Source organism: Pantoea anthophila (assembly GCF_006494375.1).
In the GTDB taxonomy this organism is placed as follows: domain Bacteria; phylum Pseudomonadota; class Gammaproteobacteria; order Enterobacterales; family Enterobacteriaceae; genus Pantoea; species Pantoea anthophila.
Map to the genome: position 1 here is coordinate 73,000 of NZ_VHIZ01000036.1, position 24,630 is coordinate 97,629.

Genomic DNA, 24,630 nt, shown 5'->3' on the forward strand with positions numbered 1-24,630 from the left:
GGCATGATGCCGGGCATCGTGTTTGTTACCGGCAGGATCCGCATGAACCACTATCTTCGCCTCTTCAGCCAGAAAAATGCCGCCGTACTGCTGCTGCTCGGTTTCGCCTCCGGCCTGCCGCTGGCCCTGACATCCGGCACGTTGCAGGCGTGGATGACGGTGGACAATGTCGATCTGAAAACCATCGGTTTCTTTTCGCTGGTCGGCCAGGCCTATGTCTTTAAGTTTCTCTGGTCGCCGATGATGGACCGCTACACGCCGCCATTTCTGGGCCGGCGTCGTGGCTGGTTGCTGCTCAGCCAGCTGGCGCTGGTCGGGGGCATTGCGGCGATGGGGTTTCTGCAACCCAGCCGGGATCTGACCCTGATGGCAGCTCTGGCGGTGCTGATTGCCTTCTGCTCCGCCTCACAGGACATTGTCTTTGACGCCTGGAAAACCGATATTCTGCCGCCTGAAGAGCGCGGCAGCGGCGCGGCGATTACCGTGCTGGGTTACCGGCTGGCGATGCTGATTTCAGGCGGGCTGGCGCTGTGGCTGGCTGACCGCTATCTCGGCTGGCAGGCGACCTACTGGCTGATGGCGCTGATGATGGTGCCAGGCATTATCGCCACGCTGATGGCGAGCGAGCCGGACACCCATATTTCCACGCCCCACTCTCTGCGTCAGGCTGTCGTCGACCCGCTGAAAGATTTCTTTCAGCGCAATAACGCCTGGCTGCTGATTACCCTGATTATTCTCTACAAGCTGGGCGATGCTTTTGCCGCCTCACTGACCACCACCTTTCTGATTCGCGGCGTCGGCTTTAATGCTGGCGATGTCGGTCTGGTTAACAAGACGCTGGGCCTGCTGGCGACCATCATTGGTGCGCTCTATGGAGGTGTCGTCATGCAGCGCCTGAGTCTGTTCCGGGCACTGATGATTTTCGGCCTGCTGCAGGCTGTCTCAAACTTCGGTTACTGGCTGCTGGCGGTGACGGATAAACAGCTGTGGAGCATGGCCAGCGCGGTCTTTGTGGAAAACCTCTGTGGCGGCATGGGCACCGCCGCCTTTGTGGCGCTGTTGATGACCCTCTGCAACAAATCGTTCTCCGCGACCCAGTTTGCCCTGCTGTCAGCGCTTTCTGCGGTGGGCCGGGTTTACGTCGGTCCGGCTGCGGGCTGGCTGGTTGAACTCTGGGGCTGGCCAGCCTTTTATGCCTTCACCGTCGTGGCGGGCGTGCCGGGTCTGTTGCTGCTGGCATTTTGCCGTCAGACGCTAAATCAGGTCGAGCAGAGTGGCAAATTCCTGACACGAAGCTACTATCCTCTTGGCTATCGCTGGACGAATCGTCTGTTTGCAGCAGGCTGTGGCGTGCTGGGACTCTGGCTGGTGGCGCTGGCGCTGGATGCGCTGGGGCTCACTGTGCTGGCTGCCCTGCTGTCACCTCTGTTTGGTACTGGCATGGTACTCGCGTTGCTAGCCGTATTGTCGGGTCTGCTGCTCGACTACCGGGCACTGAAACGAGCGCCTGCCCTGCCCGCGTCAGATGCTTAAGTGAAATCGATGGGTTAACGGCTGCGGCTTATTTTTTTGTCAACGGACCAGGCCGCCGTCATTTATCATCGCCTGTTATTTTTTGAAAATAAGAATATGGCCTGAGGAGGGGGAGCGGAAATACTAAAAACCGGTGAGCAATTACTTTAGTTAAATTTCATCACATAAATGATGCAGACTTGTTAAATATTTGGGCGTTAAAAGTAAGGGTTATTCCTTTCCCTGATTTTTTTGCGGTTACTTCCATTGGTTTTTGTTATATTGGTGCCAACTGCTTGTCTGCGTTAACTATTTGTCACCTGACGCAACATCTGTGACACCCTTAGCAAAAGGTGTCAACACGCATCTGACACATCCTTAAGCTGGTTTACACTGCATAAACCTTCCCGTAAAATGCGCGCACACTTAAACGACAATAGAGCCCTTTGTCATTGAGGTCGTTAAATGAGACTCAGTAAATACAATAAAAGTTTGGGGATTTTGTCATTAATTGCAGGCACTTTATTAATGAGTGGCTGCGATAGTGCATTGTTAAATCCCAAAGGACAGATTGCACTGGAGCAACGTTCGCTGATACTGACTGCCTTTGGCCTGATGTTGATCGTCGTTATCCCCGCAGTCCTGATGGCCGTGGTGTTTGCCTGGAAATATCGGGCATCCAACACGAATGCGAAGTACAGCCCTAACTGGTCACACTCTAACAAAGTGGAAGCCGTGGTCTGGACCATTCCGATCCTGATCATTCTCTTCCTCAGCGTGCTGACCTGGAAATCGACCCATGCACTGGAGCCCAGCAAACCGCTGCAATCTGATGTAAAACCGGTTGAGATCGATGTGGTTGCACTGGACTGGAAATGGCTGTTCATTTACCCGGAACAGGGTATTGCAACCGTGAACCAGATTGCCTTCCCGGCAAACACACCAGTGAACTTCAAAATCACGTCTAACTCCGTCATGAACTCTTTCTTCATTCCAACGCTCGGCAGCCAGATTTATGCGATGGCCGGTATGCAGACCAAGCTGCATCTGATTGCGAATGAGCCAGGGACTTTCGACGGTATCTCTGCGAACTTCAGTGGTCGCGGTTTCTCTGGCATGAAGTTCAAAGCCATTGCAACCAAAGACGATGCGGAATTCCAGCAGTGGGTAGCAAAAGTTAAAGCAGCACCTAACACGCTGACCACCATGGAAGATTTCGAGAAAGTTGCTGTACCAAGCGAAAACCACCCGGTGGAATATTTCTCTTCAGCGAATCCTGAACTGTTCAAGCAAGTTATCGCTAAGTTCATGACCAGCCACGGGAAGATGGACATGCCTGAACATGAAGGTATGGACATGAGTCACGCCGCTTCCGCGGGAGCCGAGGAATAATACGATGTTCGGAAAATTAACACTGGATGCAGTGCCGTACCATGAGCCGATTATCATGGTCACGGTCGCCGGTATCATTTTAGGTGGTCTGGCACTGATTGCTGCCATCACCTATTTTGGTAAATGGCAATATCTGTGGTCTGAATGGCTAACGTCTGTCGACCATAAAAAACTGGGTATCATGTACGTCATCATGGCATTCGTCATGCTGCTGCGTGGTTTTGCTGATGCGATCATGATGCGTACCCAACAGGTGATGGCGTCGGCTGGTGAAGCGGGCATTCTGCCACCACATCACTACGACCAGATCTTTACGGCGCACGGCGTCATTATGATCTTCTTCGTGGCGATGCCTTTCGTGGTTGGCCTGATGAACATCGCCGTTCCGCTGCAGATTGGTGCACGTGACGTTGCGTTCCCGTTCCTGAACAACCTGAGCTTCTGGTTTACCGCGGTCGGTGTGATCCTGGTTAACCTGTCGCTGGGTGTGGGCGAGTTCGCGCAGACCGGCTGGCTGGCTTATCCGCCACTGTCCGGCGCGGAGTACAGTCCCGGCGTCGGGGTCGACTACTGGATCTGGAGTCTTCAGCTCTCCGGTATCGGTACGACCTTAACCGGTATTAACTTCTTCGTGACCATCCTGAAGATGCGTGCACCGGGCATGAGCCTGTTCAAAATGCCTGTCTTTACCTGGACTGCGCTGTGCACCAACGTCCTGATCATCGCTGCGTTCCCGGTTCTGACCGTGACCCTGGCGCTGTTGACCCTTGATCGTTATCTCGGCTTCCATTTCTTCACCAATGAAATGGGCGGGAACATGATGATGTACGTCAACCTGATCTGGGTCTGGGGTCATCCGGAAGTGTATATTCTGGTTCTGCCGGTCTTTGGTGTGTTCGCAGAAATTACCGCGACCTTCTCCAAAAAACGTCTGTTTGGCTACACCTCACTGGTGTGGGCGACCATCGCGATCACCGTGCTGTCGTTCATCGTCTGGCTCCACCACTTCTTCACCATGGGTGCGGGTGCGAACGTTAACGCCTTCTTCGGTATCATGACGATGATCATCGCGATTCCGACCGGGGTTAAAATCTTTAACTGGCTGTTCACCATGTACCAGGGTCGCATCCAGATGCACTCTGCGATGCTGTGGACCGTTGGCTTCCTGGTAACCTTCTCTGTAGGGGGTATGACCGGCGTACTGCTGGCCGTTCCGGGTGCTGACTTCATTCTGCACAACAGCCTGTTCCTGATTGCACACTTCCATAACGTTATCATCGGTGGTGTTGTCTTCGGTTGTATGGCGGGCGTGACCTACTGGTTCCCGAAAGCCTTTGGCTTCACCCTGAACGAAACCTGGGGCAAACGCGCCTTCTGGTTCTGGATCATTGGCTTCTTCGTTGCCTTTATGCCGCTGTACGCACTGGGCTTCATGGGTATGACCCGTCGTCTGAGCCAGGATATCGATCCACAGTTCCACCCTCTGCTGGTGGTCGCTGCGGTCGGTGCAGGTCTGATTGCAATGGGTATCCTGTGTCAGCTGACCATGTTCTATGTTTCGGTCCGTGACCGCGACCAGAACCGTGATCTGACCGGTGACCCGTGGGGCGGTCGTACGCTGGAGTGGGCAACCTCTTCACCACCACCGTTCTATAACTTTGCTGTGATCCCGCATGTGCATGAGCGTGACGCTTTCTGGGAAATGAAAGAGAAAGGCGAAGCGTACAAGCAGCCGGAGTCGTATGAAGAGATTCATATGCCGAAAAACAGCGGTGCTGCACTGGTTATCTGTGCGTTCGCGACGGTAATGGGCTTCGCGCTGATCTGGCATATCTGGTGGCTGGCAGGTCTTTCATTCCTCGGCATGATCGTTACCTGGATCGTGAAGAGCTTCGACGAAGACGTGGATTACTACGTTCCGGTTGCTGAAGTTCAGAAGATTGAAAACCAGCACTTTGACGAAATCAGCAAAGCAGGTCTGAAATAATGTCAACTGAAACTCTGATTAAACATCACCACGACGCCCATGCGGAGCATGGGCATCACGATGCAGGAGCCAATAAAGTCTTTGGCTTCTGGATCTACCTGATGAGTGACTGCATTATCTTCGCAACCCTGTTTGCGACCTATGCCGTCATGGTCAACAACACTGCCGGTGGCCCGGCAGGTAAAGATATCTTTGAGCTGCCGTTTGTTCTGGTAGAAACCGCCCTGCTGCTGCTGAGCTCCATCACGTACGGCATGGCTGTTATCTCCATGAACAAGGAGCAAAAAGGTGCCGTTATCGGCTGGCTGGCGCTGACCTTCCTGTTTGGTCTGGGCTTCATCGGCATGGAAATCTATGAATTCCATCACCTGATTGCGGAAGGCTTTGGTCCGGATCGCAGTGGCTTCCTGTCTGGCTTCTTTACGCTGGTCGGTACCCACGGTCTGCACGTGACCTCGGGTCTGATCTGGATGCTGGTGCTGATGTTCCAGATTTCCAAACGTGGCCTGAACGCGACTAACCGCACCCGTATCATGTGTCTGAGCCTGTTCTGGCACTTCCTGGACGTGGTCTGGATTTGCGTCTTCACCGTTGTTTACCTGATGGGAGCCATGTAATGAGTCATTCTGTTAACGAACATGGCGCTTCACACGGTAGCGTGAAGTCCTACATGATCGGCTTCATCCTCTCTATCATCCTGACGGCGATCCCGTTCTGGATGGTCATGGATGGCAGTGCATCTCACGGTACTATCCTCGGTGTTGTTCTGGTCTGTGCGGTTATCCAGGTGCTGGTTCACCTGGTTTACTTCCTGCACTTAGACAGCAAATCTGAGGGTGGCTGGAACATGGTAGCCATTGTTTTCTCGGCCATCATCATCCTGATTGTCGTAGTAGGCTCACTGTGGATCATGTGGAACCTCAACTACAACATGATGCCTCACTAAAGAGTCACGCGTAATGTTTAAGCAATACCTGCAAGTTACAAAACCAGGAATTATTTTCGGGAATTTAATTTCTGTGATCGGCGGATTCCTGCTGGCCTCTAAAGGCAACACGGATTACGCCCTGTTTCTCATCACCCTGGTGGGAGTGTCACTGGTGGTTGCATCGGGTTGTGTTTTCAACAACGTGATCGACCGCGACATCGACATCAAGATGGAGAGAACCAGGAATCGGGTGCTGGTAAAAGGCCTTATCTCCGCGAAAGTAAGCCTGGTTTATGCCACTGTGCTGGGTATTGCTGGCTTTGCGTTGCTCTACTTCGGTGCAAATCCGCTGGCCATGTGGCTGGCGGTGATGGGCTTCGTGGTTTACGTGGGCATCTACAGTCTCTACATGAAGCGTCATTCCGTTTACGGTACGCTGATTGGCAGTCTGTCGGGTGCTGCACCGCCGGTTATCGGCTACTGTGCGGTATCCAATGAGTTTGATGCCGGTGCCTTAATCCTGCTGGCGATCTTCAGCCTGTGGCAGATGCCGCATTCGTACGCGATTGCCATCTTCCGCTTCAAAGATTACCAGGCGGCGAACATCCCGGTACTGCCGGTGGTGAAAGGGATCTCCGTAGCAAAAAATCATATTACGCTCTATATCCTGGCGTTTATGATTGCCACGCTGATGCTGACGCTGGGTGGCTATGCCGGCTACAAATATCTGGTGGTGGCCGCTGCGGTCAGCGTCTGGTGGCTGGGCATGGCGTTATCCGGTTATAAAACCGCTGACGATCGTGTCTGGGCGCGTAAACTGTTTGTCTTCTCTATCGTGACGATTACCGCGCTGAGCGTGATGATGTCGGTAGATTCGATGGCTCCGGCCTCAAAGGACCTGCTGACTTACGTCTGGTAACGGACACCGTAAGAGCATGAAAAGGGCGCGATTTTCGCGCCCTTTCTTTTTGTTACGACTGCTTAAAAACTATTGTTTTACCCGCCCTGCCCCGCCCCCTAGAATAAATGCAGCACATTAACAGAGGTTGGAATGAACGATAATAAAATGACTCCGGTGGAGCTGCGCGCCACATGGGGCCTCGGTACGGTCTTTTCCCTGCGCATGCTGGGAATGTTTATGGTCCTGCCGGTACTGACCACTTATGGCATGGCATTACAGGGCGCGAGTGAAACGCTGATCGGCCTGGCGATTGGTATCTATGGCCTGGCCCAGGCGATTTTTCAGATTCCTTTTGGTCTGCTTTCCGATCGCATCGGGCGAAAGCCGTTGATCGTGGGCGGACTGCTGCTGTTTGTTGTGGGTAGCGTTATTGCTGCCTGCACGGACTCTATCTGGGGCATTATTCTGGGCCGTGCGCTGCAGGGCTCCGGCGCAATTGCCGCTGCCGTGATGGCGCTGCTCTCCGATTTGACGCGAGAGCAGAACCGCACCAAAGCGATGGCCTTTATCGGCATCAGTTTTGGTGTCACCTTCGCGATTGCGATGGTCGTCGGTCCGGTCGTTACGCACGCGTTAGGGCTGCAGGCGCTGTTCTGGATGATTGCGATCCTGGCCTCGCTGGGTATCGTCATCACGCTGCTGGTGGTGCCATCCACCCCGCATCATGTGCTGAACCGTGAATCGGGGATGGTCAAAGGCAGCTTTCGCAAGGTGCTGGCGAATCCGCGCCTGGTGAAGCTGAATATCGGTATTTTCTGTCTGCATATCCTGCTGATGTCGAGCTTTGTCGCCTTACCGGGGCAGTTTGAGCAGGCGGGTTTCCCGGCCCCGGAACACTGGAAAGTCTATCTCTCTACCATGCTGATCGCCTTTGCGGGCGTGGTGCCGTTCATCATTTATGCCGAAGTGAAGCGTCGCATGAAGCGCGTCTTTGTGGGCTGCGTCGGGATGATCGTTATTGCCGAGATCGTGCTGTGGGGTGCGGAAGGGCATTTCTGGACGCTGGTCGTTGGGGTTCAGCTCTTCTTCTTCGCTTTCAATCTGATGGAAGCCATTCTCCCTTCGCTGATCAGTAAAGAGTCGCCTGCCGGTTACAAAGGAACGGCGATGGGCATTTACTCCACCAGTCAGTTCCTTGGCGTAGCCGTTGGCGGCAGCATGGGCGGCTGGGTGTTTGGTCATTTCGATGCACAGACCGTGTTCATGGTCGGCGCAATGGTTGCTGCGGCCTGGCTGTTTATCAGTATGACGATGCAGGAGCCCCCTTATGTGAGCAGCCTGCGCATTGTGCTGAGTGACGCGGCACTGGCTTTGCCGAATCTGGAGCAGCGCCTGAAAGCGCAGAAAGGGGTGAACTCCGTGTTTATCGTGCCGGAAGAGAAAAGCGCGTATATCAAAATTGATAGCAAGGTCACCAGTCGGCCAGAGCTGGAAGCGCTGCTGGGGAGTTGCTAGTTTAAGAAAATTTTCGCGACGACTTCCGCTCGTTTCGCTTCAGGATCGAGCTGGCTCAGGGAACACGGCCAGTTCGGAAAGTCGCAAAAGCCGCACCCTTCTTACAGATGACTCATAAATTCAAAGGCTTAGGGAACCAGAACGTAATCATACAGACGACATCCGGTTCAACAACAAAAAACCCGGCCTGAGCCGGGTTTTTCATAACTGCCTTCAGGCCAAAAAAACAGCCTGCCCCGCTTAATCGCGGAAGTTTTTAAACTGGAACGGCTGCCCCAGATTGCTGCCGCGCACAATCGCCATTGCGCTCTGCAGATCATCGCGCGCTTTGCCGGTCACTCGTAACGCTTCACCCTGAATCTGGGTCTGCACTTTCAGCTTACTGTCTTTGATCAGCTTCACCAGCTTCTTCGCTACGTCGCTCTCAATGCCCTTTTTCAGTTTGGCATCGACCGCCCAGCTTTTACCGCTGTGCTCAATCTCTTCCGGCACCTCTAAGGCACCGCCTTCAATCCCGCGCTTCAGTAACTTCTCACGCAAAATATCGACCAGCTGTTTAACCTGGAAATCAGACTCGCTGGTGATTTTAATGGTTTCATTCTTTTCGTTGAGCTCAAACTCGGCGCTCACGTTGCGGAAATCGAAGCGGGTAGACACCTCACGGTTGGCATTCTCCACCGCATTGCGAATTTCCTGCAGATCGACTTCTGAAACGATATCGAAAGATGGCATCTCTTCTTCTCCTGACGCTAAAGTGACATGCATAATACGCGTCTTACGGTGCTAAATAAAATCAGGCTGTGCACGACGCTATACTCATGGTGTGACAGTAAATAATAAATGGATAGCCCGCCAGCGGGAGGCAGTATGAAAATTACCGTGTTAGGGTGCGGTGCTCTGGGTCAGGTCTGGCTGACAGCGCTCGCCCGTCAGGGACACGAGGTGCAGGGATGGTTGCGGGTGCCGCAGCCCTATTGCTCGGCCAATGTCGTCGACCCGGAAGGCAACATAGCCAACCGCACCTTCATCGCTAACGATCCGCTGTTTCTGGCGGAAAGCCAGCTGCTGCTGGTTACGCTAAAAGCGCCACAGGTGTCGCCCGCCGTGAAAAATCTGGAAAGCGTTCTGCCGGAAAACTGCCCGGTGCTGCTGCTGCATAACGGCATGGGCACGCTGGAGGAGCTTAAAGGGTTAACCCAGCCGCTACTGCGCGGCGTCACGACGCACGCCGCGATGCGTGATGGCACCGTCATCAAACACATCGCCAGCGGCATCACCCACATCGGTCCCGGAAACCGTAAAAGCGCCGCTTACAGCGATCTGGCCGACATCCTGCACCATGCCCTGCCCGATGTCGCCTGGCATGACAACATCCGTGCGGCCTGCTGGCGCAAGCTGGCGGTGAACTGCGTGATCAACCCGCTCAGCGTGGAATATGAGTGCCAGAACGGCGCGCTGCGTGCGTATCCGGAACAGATTGCGCAGTTATGCGAAGAGATCAGCTGGGTCATGGAGCGCGAAGGCCAGAACGTAGCCAGCGAAAGCCTGCAGGATATTATCTTCGACGTGATTGAAAGCACGGCGGCGAACACCTCTTCCATGCTGCAGGATATCCGCGCGCAGCGGCTCACCGAAATCGACTACATCAGCGGCTTTTTACTGCGCCGCGCCCGGACGCACGGCCTGGTGCTGTCGGAGAACACCCGTCTGTATGACATTGTAAAACGCAAGGAGTCCCATTATGACCGCGAACGCATCGGTGCTGGTTTGCCTGGCACATGGCAGTGAAGAGACCGAAGCCGTCACCACCATCGACCTGCTGGTTCGTGCCGGGCTGAATGTCGTCACCGCCAGCGTCGAAAGCGATGGCAGCCGGGAGATCGTCTGCTCACGCGGTGTCCGCCTGCTGGCTGACGCTCCGCTGGTCGAGGTCGCCGACAATGATTTCGCCGCCATTGTCCTGCCCGGTGGCCTGAAAGGCGCGGAGACCTTCCGTGACAGCCCGCTGCTGGTCGAAACGGTGCGTCAGTTTCATCTCAGTGATAAAATCGTTGCGGCGATTTGCGCGGCGGCAGGTACGGTGCTGGTTCCCCACGATCTGTTCCCTGTCGGAAACATGACCGGCTTTCCCGGCTTAAAAGAGACCATTCCGGCGGAGAAATGGATGGAGCGCCGCGTCGTCTGGGACCCGCGGGTAAAACTGCTCACCAGCCAGGCACCCGGCACGGCCATGGATTTTGCGCTGAAGCTGATCGATCTGCTGGTGGGAAAAGAAATGGCGCGCGACGTTGCCGCCCAGCTGGTGCTGGCACCCGGCATTTATGACTATCAGGCGTGATCAGGCTCATCAGTCAGACCCCGACAGGGTCTGACTGACCGTAAGCCAGCACTACGGGCGGTAGACTTTCACGTTCTTAAAGCCCTGCTCATGCAGATAGAGGGCCTGCAGACGGCTCATCACGCCGCGATCGCAGTAAAGCAGCCAGGTGCGGTTCTGATCGAGATCGCCAAACTGCGTGCTGAGTTTGTAGAACGGCAGTGATTTCACCTCCGTTGCCTTCAGATCAAGCGGATTCTCTTCCTGCTCGTCGATGGCGCGGATATCCAGCACTACGTCGTTTTCACTCAGCAGCGCGACGGTTTCAACTTCCACCACCTCCTCTTCTGTCTGCTCAGCGATGGTGCGGATATCGACATTGGTCGCCTCTTCCACCACGCGATCCAGAATCGTGAAGTCGAAATTCTGCTCTTCTGCCTCGATCTTCGCTTTCACCGCCTTCACTGTCGGGCTTTTGGAAATCACCCCACAATATTCCGGCATGGTGCTGGCAAAATCTTCGGTGCCGATCTCCCGGGCGACTTTGATGATGTGCTCTTTGTCGTGAGAGATCAGCGGACGCAGAATCAGCGTATCGGAGGCGTTATCAATCAGACGCAGGTTGGTCAGCGTCTGGCTCGATACCTGCCCGACCGCTTCACCGGTGACCAGCGCCTGTACGCCGTAACGCTCAGCCACGCGGGAAGCGGCACGCACCATCATGCGCTTCAGCACCACGCCCATCTGACCGTCATCCACTTTTTCCAGAATCTCACCGACGACCGGCTCAAAATTGATCGCCACAAAGCGCACCCGGTGCGAACGGCCAAAGCGGTTCCAGAGATAGTGCGCGACCTGACGGACGCCAATCTCATGAGCGGCACCGCCAAGATTAAAGAAGCAGTAGTGTACGCGGCTGCCGCGACGCAGCAGCATGTAGCTGGAGACGCCGGAGTCAAAGCCACCGGAAATCAGCGACAGCACATCTTCCTGTGTGCCGATTGGGAAACCGCCCAGCCCCTCATAGCGTGCGGTCACCAGCGTCAGCTGATTCTCGTCCACTTCGAGATTAACCGTTACCTCCGGGTTTTTAAGCTGCACACGGGCGCTTTCGATGTGCTGGTTCAGCCCGCCGCCCACATAGCGCTCCACATCCTGCGAACTGAAGCTATGCTTACCACGACGTTTAACCCGAACGCAGAAGCTCTTTCCTTCGAGGCTGTCGCGATACTGCGCTAAGGTCTGTTCGAAGATGTGATGAATATCGGTGTACTCGCGATCTTCAACCGCTAAAACGTGATGAATCCCCGGAATGCGCGTCAGTTCATCGGGAATAATGTCCCGCAGCGCGTCGTTTTTTGAGCGCACTTCAATGTGATCCCAGTAACGCACAACGGCGATGTCGTCGCTGACGGTTTTCAGGACGTTACGGATATTGCTGGCAAGAATCTTGATAAAGCGCAAACGCACCGACTGACTCTTGATGGTGATTTCAGGAAATAACTTGATGATAAACTTCATGGCGACACAGCTTCGTTGGGCAAATAAGTGCTAAAAGAGGCAGCACTTAGCTGGTAAAATCACAAAATTGCGGGCTGCAAGGCGCAACCGCATCCGAGGCGCGGGAGTATATCACCTTTGTCAGGTGACTGCTTCTTCATCAGCTGCCGCATTGATTATTTTGCTAATCATAGGGTCTCAGCTACCATGACCGATTGCGAGATAATGTCCCAACCGTGAGTCGACACGAAATATGCCGAAAAAAGCCGAACAGCCAGCCAGCTTCGAAACGTCATTGCAGCAGCTGGAGCAGATTGTCAGCCGTCTGGAAAGTGGTGAACTGCCGCTGGAAGAAGCCCTCAACGAGTTTGAGCGCGGCGTGCAGCTGGCGCGGACAGGCCAGCAGACGCTGCAGCAGGCTGAACAGCGTGTCCGTATTCTGCTGAACGACGATAAAAACGCCGACCTCACTGCTTTCACGCCGGAAAATGACTAATGGATTTTGTCCGATTACTCGACGCGTATCAGCAGCAGGTCAACGCCGCGCTGACGCGTTTTATAGCGCCACTTCCTTTTCAGAGTTCTCCTCTGGTTAATGCCATGCATTATGGGGCATTATTGGGCGGTAAACGCCTGCGCCCTTTTCTGGTCTACGCGACCGGTGAGATGCTCCGCGCCGACCCGGCGAGTCTGGATGCGCCCGCCGCCGCGGTTGAATGCATTCATGCGTACTCTCTGATTCATGACGATCTCCCTGCGATGGATGACGATGCACTGCGTCGCGGGCAGCCGACCTGTCACATTAAATATGGCGAAGATACGGCGATACTGGCAGGCGATGCCCTGCAGACGCTGGCCTTCTCAATTCTGACAGACGCAGCCATGCCGGGTGTCAGCGCGGAATACCGGCTGCGGATGATCTCTGAACTGGCAAACGCCAGCGGCGTGGCCGGCATGTGCGGCGGTCAGGCGCTTGATCTGGCGGCAGAGGGTAAATCGGTGGATCTTGATCAGCTGGAGCAGATCCATCGCCACAAAACGGGCGCGCTGATCCGCTCAGCCGTCCGCTTAGGTGCTTTTACCGCAGGCGATGCGGGCCGTGAAGCCCTGCCGCTGCTCGACCGCTATGCTGAGGCTATCGGTCTCGCGTTTCAGGTGCAGGACGACATCCTGGACGTGGTGGGTGACACCGCCGTTATCGGAAAACGTCAGGGTGCCGATCAGCAACTGGGCAAAAGCACCTATCCTTCACTGTTAGGCTTAGAAAATGCCCGTGCCAAAGCGCGGGATTTGTATCAGGAAGCCCTTGATGCTCTGGAATTGCTCGCCGCGCACTCCTATAACACCACAGCACTGCAGGCGCTGGCGAGCTTCATAATTGAACGCGACAAATAACTTCCATAATGAGTCTCTGATGAGTTTTGATATTGCTAAATACCCGACACTGGCGCTGGCAAACACGGTTCAGGAGCTGCGTGCCCTGCCGAAAGAGAAGCTGCCTGCACTGTGTGATGAACTGCGTCAGTATCTGTTAGACAGCGTGAGCCGCTCCAGCGGCCATTTTGCATCGGGTCTGGGCGTTGTCGAACTGACTGTCGCGCTGCATTATGTCTACAACACTCCTTTTGACCATCTGGTGTGGGATGTGGGTCATCAGGCTTATCCGCATAAAATTCTGACCGGTCGCCGCGATCGCATCGGCACCATCCGTCAGAAAAACGGCGTGCATCCGTTCCCGTGGCGCGGCGAAAGTGAATATGACGTGCTGAGCGTCGGTCACTCGTCGACCTCCATCAGTGCCGGTCTGGGCATGGCCGCGGCGGCAGAACGCGAAGGTCAGGGGCGTCGCACCGCCTGTATTATCGGCGATGGGGCTATCACCGCAGGCATGGCGTTTGAAGCGATGAACCATGCCGGTGATATTAAACCGGACATGCTGGTGATCCTCAACGACAATGAGATGTCGATCTCCGAAAACGTCGGCGCGCTGAATAACCGTCTGGCGCAGATCCTGTCAGGTAAAACCTACGCGCGACTGCGTGAAGGCAGTAAGCGCGTACTGACTAACCTGCCCCCGATTAAAGAGCTGGTTAAGCGCACGGAAGAGCACCTCAAAGGCATGGTGGTGCCGGGAACGCTGTTTGAAGAGTTAGGCTTCAACTACATCGGTCCGGTTGATGGCCACGATGTCCTGACGCTGGTCAATACGCTGAGTAACATGCGCAACCTGAAAGGGCCGCAGTTCCTGCATATCATGACGAAGAAAGGGAAAGGCTACGCCCCGGCAGAGGAAGATCCGATTGCCTGGCACGCCGTCCCTAAATTCGATCCGGCCATTGGCGAACTGCCGAAAAGTGCCGAAGGTCTGCCGAGCTACTCTAAAATCTTCGGCAACTGGCTGTGCGAAATGGCCGCCGACGATCCGAAGCTGATGGCGATTACCCCGGCGATGCGTGAAGGCTCCGGCATGGTGGCCTTCTCGCGTGAGTTCCCGCAGCAATATTTTGATGTGGCGATCGCCGAGCAGCACGCGGTGACCTTCGCTGCCGGTATGGCGATTGGCGGTTATAAGCCGATCGTGGCCATCTATTCCACCTTCCTGCAGCGCGCCTACGATCAGCTAATCCATGACGTCGCCATCCAGAAACTGCCGGTCCTGTTTGCTATCGATCGCGGTGGTATTGTTGGCGCGGACGGTCAGACTCACCAGGGCGCATTTGATCTCGCCTATCTGCGCTGTGTGCCGGAGATGGTGATCATGACCCCCAGCGACGAAAATGAGTGCCGTCAGATGCTCTACACCGGCTATCACTATCAGGACGGGCCGAGCGCCGTGCGTTATCCGCGCGGCACCGGCGTTGGCACCCCACTGGCACCGTTACACAGCCTGCCGCTGGGCAAAGGCGTGGTGAAACGTCAGGGTGAAGAACTGGCGATTCTGAACTTCGGTACGCTGCTGCCGGAAGCGGCCGCTGCGGCGGAAGCGCTGAATGCGACCCTGGTCGATATGCGCTTTGTGAAGCCGCTGGATGAGGCGCTGATTTCTGAACTGGCCGCCACCCACACGTCACTGATTACACTGGAAGAAGGCGCAATCAAGGGCGGTGCAGGCAGCGGCGTCAATGAGTTCGTCATGGCGAAACGCCTGGCTGTGCCGGTTCTCAATATCGGTCTGCCCGATGAATTTATCCCGCAGGGCACACAGGAAGAAGTGCGCCATGACTACCTGCTGGACGCCGAAGGTATCCAGCAGCAGATCACCCGCTGGCTGGCGCAGTAACCTCTCCTCTCTGCGCTCCCTCCGGGGAGCGCAACGCCCTGCTATGCTGAAACCTTTGCACTTTCGCAGGAGCCTCTACCATGAAACTGATTCAACTGGGAACCACCGACCTTCAGGTTTCGCGCCTCTGTCTGGGCTGCATGACCTATGGCGAGCCGACGCGCGGCAACCACGCCTGGACGCTGCCTGAAGCGAGCAGCCGTCCGCTGATCCAGCAGGCGCTGAACGCAGGGATCAACTTCTTCGACACGGCCAACAGCTATTCAGACGGCAGCAGTGAAGAGATCCTGGGACGGGCGCTGAAAGATTTTGCGCGCCGTGAAGAGATTGTGGTCGCCACCAAAGTCTATTTCCCCCTGAGCAACCTCTCACAGGGTCTGTCGCGCAAAAATATCCTGCAATCCATTGATGACAGCCTGCAGCGCCTCGGCATGGAGTATGTCGATCTGCTGCAGATTCACCGCTGGGATTACGAAACGCCGCTGGAAGAGACGCTGGAAGCGCTGCATGATGTCGTACAGTCGGGCAAAGCGCGCTACATCGGGGCTTCATCCATGCACGCCAGCCAGTTTGCACAGGCGTTGCAGATGCAGTCGCAACAGGGCTGGCATCGCTTTGTCAGCATGCAGGATCAGTACAATCTGATTCAGCGTGAAGAGGAGCGTGAAATGCATCCGCTCTGTCAGAAAGAGCAGATCGCCGTGCTGCCCTGGAGTCCGCTGGCGCGCGGTAAGCTGACCCGCCCCTGGGGTGAAAACACCGCTCGCTCCACCTCTGATCAGGTCATGGCGAAGCTCTACGCCACCACCGAAGAGAATGATGCCGCCATTGCGCAGCGTCTGGCGCAGGTAGCAGAGAGTAAAGGCGTGACGCGGGCACAGGTCGCCCTGGCCTGGCTGCTGAGTAAACCTGCCGTCACGGCGCCAATCATTGGCGCGTCGCGTGCTGAGCAGTTTGCGGATCTGGTGAAGGCGGTGGATGTCACACTGAGTGACGACGAGATTACCCTGCTGGAAGAGGTCTATCAGCCGCATCAGGCGGTGGGATTCGAGTAACGCCGTCAGATGACGCCCTTGCCGGGCGTCATCTTATCGCGGGTGAGCGGATCAGCCCGCCAGCCAGACCCCGATGCCATACAGCATGGCAGCCGAAATGACCCCGGCAATGATGTCATCAACCATAATGCCCATGCCACCGTGCACGTTGCGATCAAACCAGCGAATCGGCCAAGGTTTCCACATATCCAGAATACGGAACAGCACAAATCCCCCGAGCACCCACTGCCAGCTGTTGACCGGAATCGCCATCAGCGTAATCCACATGCCGATAAACTCATCCCAGACAATACTGCCATGATCGTGAACGCCCATATCTTTGGCGGTGCGATGACAGAGGTAAACGCCGACGCAGATGCCGACCAGCACGACCAGCGAATAGAGGTCCTGCGGCAGAAACGTCATCAGCCACCAGAACGGGATCGCCGCCAGCGATCCCATGGTGCCAGGCACCACCGGGCTTAACCCGCTGCCAAAACCGGTCGCCAGCAGATGCCAGGGATTGCTCATCCGCAGGCGGCCTTTGGCCACATCGTTATTTCGTATCAAAGTGATCAAATCCTTTATGGCGGAAGGTGGCGGGCTTGCCATTATCCAGCAGCGTTAAGCCTTCCGACTCCGGTGCTATCTGACCGATGCAGGTGTAGGGCACGCCCAGATGACCCAGCGCCACATCCAGCGCGCCGCGATTCACTTCCGGCACGGTGAAGCAGAGCTCATAATCCTCTCCCCCACTCAGCGCCCAGCGCAGAACCTGCTCAGGGTCGAAATGGTCACGCAGCGCGCCAGAAAGCGGCAGAGCATCAAGATTAAGCCGTGCGCCACAGCCGCTGGCTTTCAGCACGTGACCGAGATCGGAAATCAGGCCGTCAGAGAGGTCTACCGCAGAGGAGGCCAGCGCACGCAGGGCCTGTCCCTGCAGAATGCGCGGCATGGGGCGCAGATGGCGTTTGATCAGCGCCTCATGCACCGCCGGATCGCTGATGCGGCAGTGATGCTGCAGCAGCGCCAGGCCCGCCGCACTGTCACCCAGCGTGCCGGTCACGTAGATCCAGTCACCAGGCTTCGCGCCGGAGCGTTTCAGGGCCCGGCCCTGCGGCACCAGACCGTGAATCGCCAGCGTCAGGCTCAGCGGGCCGCGCGTGGTGTCACCGCCCACCAGCTGCATATCGTAATACTCCAGCAGCTCAAACAGGCTCTCACTGAACGCCGACAGCCAGCTCTCATCGACCTGCGGCAGCGTCAGGGCCAGCGTCAGCCACGCGGGATCGGCGCCCATAGCGGCGAGGTCGCTGAGATTAACAGCCAGGGCTTTGTAGCCGAGATCGGCGGGATGGATATCCCGTAAGAAGTGCACACCGGCAACCAGGGTATCGGTGCTGATCGCCAGCGTCTGTTTTTCCGGCACGCTCAGTAACGCACAATCGTCACCGATGCCGAGTTCGACATCACGGCGGCTGCGTGTTCTGCGGTTGAAGTAGCGTGCGATGAGTTCAAATTCACCACAAGACATAATTACGTTCCGCTTAACCCTCTATGAAAAAAGGCCGGCAAGCCGGCCTTTTTGTTTATTTGCGATGGGGTCGAATCTGTGGACCGGCTTTATCCAGCACGCCGTTAACAAATTTATGACTGTCTTCAGCGCCGAAGACTTTCGCCAGCTCAATCCCTTCGTTGATGGCCACTTTATAGGGCACATCATCACGTTTGCTCAGCTCATACAGTGAGATGCGCAGGATCGCTTTTTCTACCTGGCCCAGCTCTTCAAGCTGACGCGACAGGTAGGGCTTCATCAGTCCATCCAGATACGCACTGTTGGTCGCCACACCGGACAGCAGTTCGCGGAAATAGGTAATGTCGACGTCTTTGACGTCCTGTTCCGCCAGAAACTGGTATTCCACATCGGCAATGTCGTTATTCGACAACTGCCAGGAGTAAAGCGCCTGAACAGCGCACTCACGGGCGCGACGACGAGCAGCAGGTTTCACAAAATTCCCCTTACAAAAATCAGGCTTTAATGGCTTTCAATACGTTGATCATTTCGAGCGCGGTCAGTGCGGCTTCCGCACCTTTGTTACCGGCTTTGGTACCGGCACGTTCAATGGCCTGCTCGATGCTTTCGGTCGTCAGCACGCCAAACGCGACAGGAATGTCGCTGTTAATGGCGACGCTGGCGATACCGGAGCTGGCTTCACCCGCCACATATTCGAAGTGGGCTGTGCCACCACGAATCACGGTGCCGAGAGCGATAATCGCATCATATTTGCCGGCGTTAGCCAGCGCGCGAGCTGCCAGAGGCAGTTCGTAGGCGCCGGGAACCCAGACTACGGTGATATTGTCATCTTTGACCTGGCCGATACGTTTCAGGGCATCAATTGCACCCTCCAGCAGGCTGTCATTAATGAAGTTGTTAAAACGCGCGATAACGATGGCAACACTGGCCTCAGGCGTTGCAACAGCAGCTTCGATAACTTTCATACTTATCCTTTCAGGGGTTTATTTAGCCCCGCGCAGGGGGGCGGATTCTATCATACTCTTCGGCGGCGTGCTCTCGCTTTTCCGCCCGTGTTATTGCGGCGTCAGGGTCAGGCGTAAATCGTCACCGACCTGACGGACATCGCTGAAACGAAAGGCAGGCGCGTCAGCCAGCTGACTGAGTCCGGGCAGGTGACACAGGCCGCGGCCTTCATCACCTAACAGCTTAGGCGCCACGTAGACGATCAGCTCATCGGCCAGTCCCGCCTGCAGCAGCGCACCCGCCAGTGTGGCGCCCGCTTCAACCCAGACGCTGTTGATCTGGCGCTGGCCCAGCAGCATCATCATCGCCACCAGATCCAGCTGATGCTCGCGCTGCGGAACGGCAATTTGCGTCACGCCTGCGGGCCAGCTCTGCTGATCCGGCTGATGGCGCATCAGCCAGGTTTCTCCCGGCTGCGAAATCAGGCGATGCCCGGACGTAACGCGATTCTGGCTGTCGATAATCACCCGCACCGGCTGACGCAGCTGCTGCTCATCCAGCAGCGCCTGGGTGTCCGCACTGAGTTCGGACCAGCGCACCGTCAGGGAGGGATCGTCCGCCAGCACGGTTGCGCTGCTGCTCAGGATAGCCGCACTTTGCGCCCGCAGACGCTGCACATCACGACGCGCAGCCGCAGAGGTAATCCACTGACTTTCGCCGCTGGCCATGGCGGTCCGGCCATCCAGTGACGCGCCCAGTTTAAGCTGAATCCAGGGAAACCCGGTGCGCATCCGCTTGAGGAAGCCGCGATTGAGTGCCTCCGCTTCCGGCATCATCAGACCGTGGCTGACCTCAATGCCCGCCTGCTGCAGGCGGTGCAGCCCGCGACCGGCGACCTGCGGATTCGGGTCCTGCATCGCGGCCACGACCCGCTTCACACCGGCGGCGATCAGGGCATCACAGCAGGGAGGCGTACGGCCATGATGACTGCACGGCTCCAGCGTCACATAGGCGGTAGCACCGCGCGCTTTTTCGCCTGCCATACGCAGCGCGTGGACTTCCGCATGGGGTTCTCCGGCGCGCTGGTGCCACCCCTCCCCCACGACCTCACCATCGCGTACGATAACGCAGCCGACGTTGGGGTTGGGCATGGTGGTAAAACGGCCGCGTCGCGCCAGCTCCAGCGCGCGCGCCATATAGCGTTCATCCATACTTTAATCCTGTAAACGGGCGATCTCTTCGCCAAAATCCCGGATATCTTCAAAGCTGCGGTAAACCGAGGCGAAGCGGATGTAGGCCACCTTATCGAGTTTTTTCAGCTCATCCATCACCAGGTTGCCAATCAGCTTACTGGGGATCTCCCGTTCACCCGTGGCACGCAACTGGGTTTTGATATGGTTAACGGCGCTTTCCACCGCGTCGGCGCTGACCGGACGCTTTTCCAGCGCCTTCATCATCCCGCTGGCCATTTTGTCTTCATTGAAGGGTTCGCGCACGTCATTGCTTTTCACCACGCGAGGCATCACCAGTTCTGCCACCTCAAAGGTGGTAAAGCGCTCATGGCACATCAGACACTGGCGGCGGCGGCGCACCGAAGAGCCTTCACTAACCAGACGAGAATCAATCACTTTGGTGTCCACAGCGGAGCAGAATGGGCAATGCATGACGTTTCCTGACGCGAGAGTGATGGGTCAGACAGTGTAGCGCGAACTGCGAATCAACAAAATCTCTTCGTGCCTTTCAGAGGATTCACCTCTCAGGATAAACGATGCTAAATTTCGTCTGCAGCAAAAGGGACTACGCTTTAAGGGCTGCAATTGAAATTTTCCACTAACACACTGGAGGTTGTATGGGTCTGTTTAACTTTGTGAAAGAAGCGGGTGAGAAATTGTGGGATGCCGTGCATGGCGGTGATGACCAGAATAAAAAGCTGCAGGAGCACATCAACAAACTCGGATTACCCGACAGCGACAAGGTTGATGTCAAAGTGAATGGCGATACCGTCACGGTGACCGGCGATGGCCTCTCTCAGGAGCTGAAAGAGAAGATTCTGATCGCTGCGGGCAACGTCGCGGGCATTACCAAAGTGGAAGACAAGGTTACCGTCACCGACAGCGCAGCGGAGTCCGAACTCTACACGGTGAAAAAAGGCGATACGCTCAGCGCCATCTCGAAACAGGTCTACGGCAACGCCAATGAGTACAATAAGATTTTCGAAGCGAACAAACCGATGCTGTCACACCCTGATAAGATCTACCCTGGTCAGGTGTTGCGCATCCCGAAATAACGGACAAGGATAACTTATGAACAGGATGGTTTGGGTTCCGGTGGCGCTCTCTCTGGTGACGCTGAGCGGATGCAGCAGCACCGCCAGCACACCGCAGGTCAGAGAGCTGCATCAGGAAGTCAGTCAGCTTAATCAGCAGATGCAGCACCTGACCTCGCAAGCCAGTGCGCTGGAGATTCAGGGACAGCTGAACAGCCAGTCGCAGCAGGGAGCATGGCTGCTGCCACAGGCCAATACGCCCGTGGCGTTGCAGACCCGGCTCGGTACGCTGCGACTGACGCTGTCGCCCGTCACGGCTGAAGCGAGCGGCTCGCGGGCAACCCTCACGGTGCGTTCGATGGATGAACAGCCGTTGCCTGCGCTGAACGCCACGGTGATCTGGGGTGAACTCGATCCCGCCAGCGGCAAGCCGCTCGGCAATGACACGCTGAGTCAGACCATCACCGTGCCTGCCTCCCTGCTGCCGCAGCATTCGGTCACCGTCCCGCTGCGCCTCAGCGGTCTGACACCGGAGCAGATCGGCTACGTCCGCGTGCATAACGTGACCGGCAACGTGCCGACCCAGACCCCACCTGCTGCACCGGCATTACCCTGACGGCCGGCGCAAAAAAAACGGGCAGCCCCAGGGCTGCCCGTTTTCATTTCTGTCATGCGATTACGGCAGGATAGAAGGCTGATCTGCGCCCTCTTTCTCAACCTTCTGCACCAGCATATGTTCACGCTTCATGCCCAGCTTCAGCGCCAGCGCCGAAGAGACATAAATGGATGAAATCGTACCGATCGTCACACCAATCAGCATGGTCAGTGAGAAGCCTTTCAGCAGCGCACCACCAAAGATGAAGAGGATGAGGATCATCGCCAGTGTGGTCAGCGAGGTAATCAGCGTACGGCTTAAGGTCTGGGTCAGGGACACGTTGGTAATATCGTAAGCGCTGCCGCGACGGATCTTGCGGAAGTTTTCACGAATACGGTCAGAGACCACGATTTTATCGTTAAGCGAGTAGCCAATCACTGACATCAGTGAGGCAACAATCGTCAGGTCGATTTCAATACGGAACAGCGCCAGCAGACCGCAGGTGATGATAACGTCATGCGCCAGCGCCAGCACGGTGCCCAGTGCCAGACGCCACTCAAAGCGGAAACCGATATAGATCAGAATCGCAATCAGTGCAGACAACAGCGCCATCGCCCCCGCCTGCGCCAGGTCGCTGCCCACGCTCGGGCCTACGAACTCAATGCGCTTAACGGTCGCGTTCTGCTGGGTGGTCTGGTTAATCACCGACACCACTTTATTGCCTATTTCGGTGCCTGCCGGACCGGTAACCGGTGCCATACGCACCATGACGTCACGGCTGCTGCCAAAGTTCTGCACCAGCGGCTCGTCAAAGCCCGCTTTTACCAGATCGCTGCGCAGCGTGTCGAGGTCGGCAGGTTTTTCCAGCGCAATCTCAATCACGGTACCGCCGGTGAAATCGAGGCCCCAGTTAAAACCGCGCACGCCCACGATCGCAATCGCAGCGACGATCAGCAGTCCCGAAATGATGAAGGCCAGCGTATCCCAGCGCATAAAGTCGACGACTTTACGCCCGTGGTTCAACTGCTCAATGTTATATTCCTGTGCCACAACGCACTCCTCAGATAGACAGCTTGTTGATGCGTTTGCCACCGTAAACCAGGTTAACAATGGCACGGGTACCGATAATCGCGGTGAACATTGAGGTCGCGATACCGATAGCGGTGGTAATCGCAAAGCCTTTGATCGAACCGGTGCCGACCGCGTAAAGAATGATCACTTTGATCAGGGTGGTCACGTTCGCATCGACAATACTGGAGAAGGCGCCTTTGTAGCCCTCATGGATTGCCTGCTGAACCGAGCGCCCGTTGCGCAGCTCTTCTTTAATACGTTCGTTAATCAGTACGTTGGCATCCACTGCCACCGCCAGGGTTAACACGATACCGGCAATACCCGGCATGGTCAGGGTCGCGCCCGGCAGCAGGGACATGATGCCGACAATCAGCACCAGGTTTACCAGCAGCGCACTGGTCGCAATCAGACCAAACTTCTTGTAGAACACCACCATGAACAGGATCGACGCGAGCAGACCCCAGAGGCAGGCTTCCAGACCCTGAGTAATGTTCTGCTGACCCATGGTCGGTCCGATAGTGCGCTCTTCCACGATCTGGATTGGCGCAATCAACGCACCGGCACGCAGCAGCAGCGACAGCTGACGCGCTTCGTTCGGATTGTTGATACCGGTAATGCGGAAGCTGTTCCCCAGGCGAGACTGGATATTGGCGACGTTAATCACCTCTTCCTGCTTCACCAGAATGGAACGGCCATTGGCATCTTTCTTACCGCTGTCTTTGTACTCCACAAACAGGGTCGCCATCGGTTTACCGATGTTGTCCTTGGTGAAGTTCGACATGATGTTTCCGCCTGCGCCATCCAGTGAAATGTTCACCTGTGGCTGGTTGTACTCATCCATGCTGGAGGTCGAGTCGGTGATGTGGTCACCGGTCAGAATCACCCGCTTGTAGAGCACGACCGGCTGGCCGTCACGCATCTTTTTGACTTCGGAGTCACCCGGCACACGGCCACTGGCGGCTGCGCTCGGATCCACGGTGGTGTTCACCAGACGGAATTCCAGGGTTGCGGTCGCACCCAGAATCTCTTTGGCGCGCGCCGTGTCCTGAATCCCTGGCAGTTCCACCACGATGCGATCGGAACCCTGACGCTGAACCAGCGGTTCCGCCACGCCCAGCTGGTTTACACGGTTACGCAGAATCGTGATGTTCTGCTGAACCGCATATTCACGCGCTTCGCTGAGACGGGCATCGCTCATGGTGGCACGCAGCGCATCGCTGCCGCTGCTGTTGATCACCAGATCCTGATGACGGGAAGAGAGCCAGGAAATCGCCGCATCGCGGCTGGCGGCGTCACGGAAACGAATTTCCACGCCGTAGTTCGCGATTTTATTGACGTTGGTATAGGGGATATTTTTGGCGCGCAGGTCGCTACGCAGCGTATCAGCATTCTGCTCCTGCAGTTTGCTGAGTGCGGTGTCCATGTCCACTTCCATCAGGAAGTGCACGCCGCCACGCAGGTCGAGACCGAGTTTCATCGGTTCTGCTGACAGCATGGTCAGCCAGCGGGGCGTGGCAGGCGCGAGGTTCAGCGCCACGACGTAGTCTTCACCCAGCGCTTTCATGATCGCTTCACGGGCGCGTAACTGCACATCCGTATTGGCGAAGCGCGCGGTAATCGCACCATTTTCCAGCGCAACAGATTTGCTCTGGATATTGTCCTGTTTTAATGCGGACTGAATCTGATCCAGCGTCTGCTCACTGGCGGCGCTTCCGCGCGCACCAGTGATTTGAACGGCCGGATCCTCACCATAGAGGTTGGGAAGCGCATAGAGCAGGCCGACGATAATCACGACGACCAGCATCACATACTTCCACAAAGGATAACGGTTTAACACGGCAGTTCCCTTAGGG

25 protein-coding genes are annotated in these 24,630 nt (G+C 56.2%); 15 read left to right on the forward strand and 10 right to left on the reverse strand.

All coding sequences use genetic code 11. The features are described 5' to 3' along the window. Nucleotides 1–42: 42 nt before the first annotated feature. The 7 genes from ampG to FJW00_RS06520 all read left to right on the forward strand — a co-directional run bounded on the left by ampG (nucleotide 43) and on the right by FJW00_RS06520 (nucleotide 8,235). Nucleotides 43–1,533 carry a muropeptide MFS transporter AmpG gene (gene ampG / locus FJW00_RS06490; RefSeq protein ID WP_140923312.1) on the forward strand — a complete coding sequence of 497 codons (1,491 nt, stop codon included), beginning with the start codon at nucleotides 43–45 and terminating at the stop codon, nucleotides 1,531–1,533. Between the two features lie 444 nt (nucleotides 1,534–1,977). Further along, nucleotides 1,978–2,904, forward strand: a complete 927-nt coding sequence (cyoA, locus tag FJW00_RS06495; RefSeq protein WP_046101354.1) for a cytochrome o ubiquinol oxidase subunit II — start codon at nucleotides 1,978–1,980, stop codon at nucleotides 2,902–2,904. Nucleotides 2,905–2,908: 4 nt separating this feature from the next. Next, a complete protein-coding gene (gene cyoB, locus FJW00_RS06500; protein WP_009091717.1) occupies nucleotides 2,909–4,891 on the forward strand; it encodes a cytochrome o ubiquinol oxidase subunit I in 1,983 nt (660 codons plus the stop codon). Further along, nucleotides 4,891–5,508, forward strand: coding sequence for a cytochrome o ubiquinol oxidase subunit III (locus FJW00_RS06505; RefSeq protein ID WP_009091720.1), 618 nt, complete (start codon nucleotides 4,891–4,893; stop codon nucleotides 5,506–5,508). Before cyoB ends, FJW00_RS06505 begins: the two co-directional genes overlap by 1 nt. Next, nucleotides 5,508–5,837, forward strand: a complete 330-nt coding sequence (locus FJW00_RS06510; RefSeq protein ID WP_008924889.1) for a cytochrome o ubiquinol oxidase subunit IV — start codon at nucleotides 5,508–5,510, stop codon at nucleotides 5,835–5,837. Before FJW00_RS06505 ends, FJW00_RS06510 begins: the two co-directional genes overlap by 1 nt. 13 nt (nucleotides 5,838–5,850) lie before the next feature. Then, nucleotides 5,851–6,738 (forward strand): heme o synthase, encoded by an 888-nt coding sequence (cyoE, locus tag FJW00_RS06515; protein ID WP_009091722.1) that lies wholly within the window; start codon nucleotides 5,851–5,853, stop codon nucleotides 6,736–6,738. A 132-nt stretch (nucleotides 6,739–6,870) separates the two neighbouring features. Next, nucleotides 6,871–8,235 carry an MFS transporter gene (locus tag FJW00_RS06520; protein WP_140923313.1) on the forward strand — a complete coding sequence of 455 codons (1,365 nt, stop codon included), beginning with the start codon at nucleotides 6,871–6,873 and terminating at the stop codon, nucleotides 8,233–8,235. A gap of 240 nt (nucleotides 8,236–8,475) precedes the next feature. On the opposite strand, the gene FJW00_RS06525 is transcribed toward FJW00_RS06520, so the two are convergent. Then, a complete protein-coding gene (locus FJW00_RS06525) occupies nucleotides 8,476–8,967 on the reverse strand; it encodes a YajQ family cyclic di-GMP-binding protein (protein ID WP_009091726.1) in 492 nt (163 codons plus the stop codon). A 135-nt stretch (nucleotides 8,968–9,102) separates the two neighbouring features. Here FJW00_RS06525 and panE point away from each other — a divergent pair, with 135 nt between their 5' ends. After that, the gene (gene panE, locus FJW00_RS06530) at nucleotides 9,103–10,023 is read left to right on the forward strand and encodes a 2-dehydropantoate 2-reductase (protein WP_009091728.1); all 921 of its coding nucleotides are present in this window, start codon (nucleotides 9,103–9,105) and stop codon (nucleotides 10,021–10,023) included. Further along, nucleotides 9,977–10,573 (forward strand): protein deglycase YajL, encoded by a 597-nt coding sequence (yajL, locus tag FJW00_RS06535; RefSeq protein ID WP_009091730.1) that lies wholly within the window; start codon nucleotides 9,977–9,979, stop codon nucleotides 10,571–10,573. Before panE ends, yajL begins: the two co-directional genes overlap by 47 nt. A 51-nt stretch (nucleotides 10,574–10,624) precedes the next feature. Here yajL and thiI read toward each other — a convergent pair whose 3' ends face one another. After that, nucleotides 10,625–12,073, reverse strand: a complete 1,449-nt coding sequence (thiI, locus tag FJW00_RS06540; protein ID WP_140923314.1) for a tRNA uracil 4-sulfurtransferase ThiI — start codon at nucleotides 12,071–12,073, stop codon at nucleotides 10,625–10,627. A 232-nt stretch (nucleotides 12,074–12,305) separates the two neighbouring features. Between thiI and xseB the strand changes: the two genes are divergently transcribed. The 4 genes from xseB to FJW00_RS06560 all read left to right on the forward strand — a co-directional run bounded on the left by xseB (nucleotide 12,306) and on the right by FJW00_RS06560 (nucleotide 16,387). Then, nucleotides 12,306–12,548, forward strand: coding sequence for an exodeoxyribonuclease VII small subunit (xseB, locus tag FJW00_RS06545; protein WP_009091735.1), 243 nt, complete (start codon nucleotides 12,306–12,308; stop codon nucleotides 12,546–12,548). Next, nucleotides 12,548–13,447, forward strand: a complete 900-nt coding sequence (gene ispA / locus FJW00_RS06550; protein WP_140028171.1) for a (2E,6E)-farnesyl diphosphate synthase — start codon at nucleotides 12,548–12,550, stop codon at nucleotides 13,445–13,447. Before xseB ends, ispA begins: the two co-directional genes overlap by 1 nt. Nucleotides 13,448–13,466: 19 nt before the next feature. Continuing rightward, nucleotides 13,467–15,332 carry a 1-deoxy-D-xylulose-5-phosphate synthase gene (gene dxs, locus FJW00_RS06555; protein WP_140923315.1) on the forward strand — a complete coding sequence of 622 codons (1,866 nt, stop codon included), beginning with the start codon at nucleotides 13,467–13,469 and terminating at the stop codon, nucleotides 15,330–15,332. Between the two features lie 80 nt (nucleotides 15,333–15,412). Further along, nucleotides 15,413–16,387: an aldo/keto reductase gene (locus tag FJW00_RS06560; RefSeq protein WP_009091739.1), complete on the forward strand. Its 975-nt coding sequence runs from the start codon at nucleotides 15,413–15,415 to the stop codon at nucleotides 16,385–16,387. Between the two features lie 51 nt (nucleotides 16,388–16,438). On the opposite strand, the gene pgpA is transcribed toward FJW00_RS06560, so the two are convergent. The 6 genes from pgpA to nrdR form a co-directional block, all read right to left on the reverse strand. Beyond that, nucleotides 16,439–16,978, reverse strand: a complete 540-nt coding sequence (pgpA, locus tag FJW00_RS06565; protein ID WP_072052699.1) for a phosphatidylglycerophosphatase A — start codon at nucleotides 16,976–16,978, stop codon at nucleotides 16,439–16,441. Beyond that, entirely contained in the window at nucleotides 16,923–17,900 is a 978-nt protein-coding gene (thiL, locus tag FJW00_RS06570) for a thiamine-phosphate kinase (RefSeq protein WP_046101351.1), read from the reverse strand. The genes pgpA and thiL overlap by 56 nt, the downstream gene beginning before the upstream one ends. Nucleotides 17,901–17,955: 55 nt before the next feature. Further along, entirely contained in the window at nucleotides 17,956–18,375 is a 420-nt protein-coding gene (nusB, locus tag FJW00_RS06575; protein ID WP_009091744.1) for a transcription antitermination factor NusB, read from the reverse strand. 19 nt (nucleotides 18,376–18,394) lie between these two features. Beyond that, nucleotides 18,395–18,865, reverse strand: coding sequence for a 6,7-dimethyl-8-ribityllumazine synthase (gene ribH / locus FJW00_RS06580; RefSeq protein ID WP_009091746.1), 471 nt, complete (start codon nucleotides 18,863–18,865; stop codon nucleotides 18,395–18,397). Nucleotides 18,866–18,955: 90 nt separating this feature from the next. Continuing rightward, nucleotides 18,956–20,056, reverse strand: a complete 1,101-nt coding sequence (ribD, locus tag FJW00_RS06585) for a bifunctional diaminohydroxyphosphoribosylaminopyrimidine deaminase/5-amino-6-(5-phosphoribosylamino)uracil reductase RibD (RefSeq protein ID WP_140923316.1) — start codon at nucleotides 20,054–20,056, stop codon at nucleotides 18,956–18,958. Nucleotides 20,057–20,059: 3 nt separating this feature from the next. Then, entirely contained in the window at nucleotides 20,060–20,509 is a 450-nt protein-coding gene (gene nrdR, locus FJW00_RS06590) for a transcriptional regulator NrdR (RefSeq protein WP_009091750.1), read from the reverse strand. A gap of 185 nt (nucleotides 20,510–20,694) precedes the next feature. On the opposite strand from nrdR, the gene lysM reads away from it, so the two are divergent. After that, nucleotides 20,695–21,132, forward strand: a complete 438-nt coding sequence (gene lysM / locus FJW00_RS06595; protein WP_009091752.1) for a peptidoglycan-binding protein LysM — start codon at nucleotides 20,695–20,697, stop codon at nucleotides 21,130–21,132. Between the two features lie 16 nt (nucleotides 21,133–21,148). Continuing rightward, on the forward strand, nucleotides 21,149–21,727 hold the full coding sequence (locus FJW00_RS06600; RefSeq protein ID WP_046101349.1) for a SadB/YajI family lipoprotein: 579 nt from the start codon (nucleotides 21,149–21,151) through the stop codon (nucleotides 21,725–21,727). Between the two features lie 60 nt (nucleotides 21,728–21,787). Here the strand turns inward: FJW00_RS06600 and secF are convergent, their stop codons facing one another. Continuing rightward, nucleotides 21,788–22,756 (reverse strand): protein translocase subunit SecF, encoded by a 969-nt coding sequence (gene secF, locus FJW00_RS06605; protein WP_009091756.1) that lies wholly within the window; start codon nucleotides 22,754–22,756, stop codon nucleotides 21,788–21,790. A gap of 10 nt (nucleotides 22,757–22,766) precedes the next feature. Then, a complete protein-coding gene (gene secD, locus FJW00_RS06610; RefSeq protein WP_009091758.1) occupies nucleotides 22,767–24,614 on the reverse strand; it encodes a protein translocase subunit SecD in 1,848 nt (615 codons plus the stop codon). Nucleotides 24,615–24,630 lie beyond the last annotated feature (16 nt).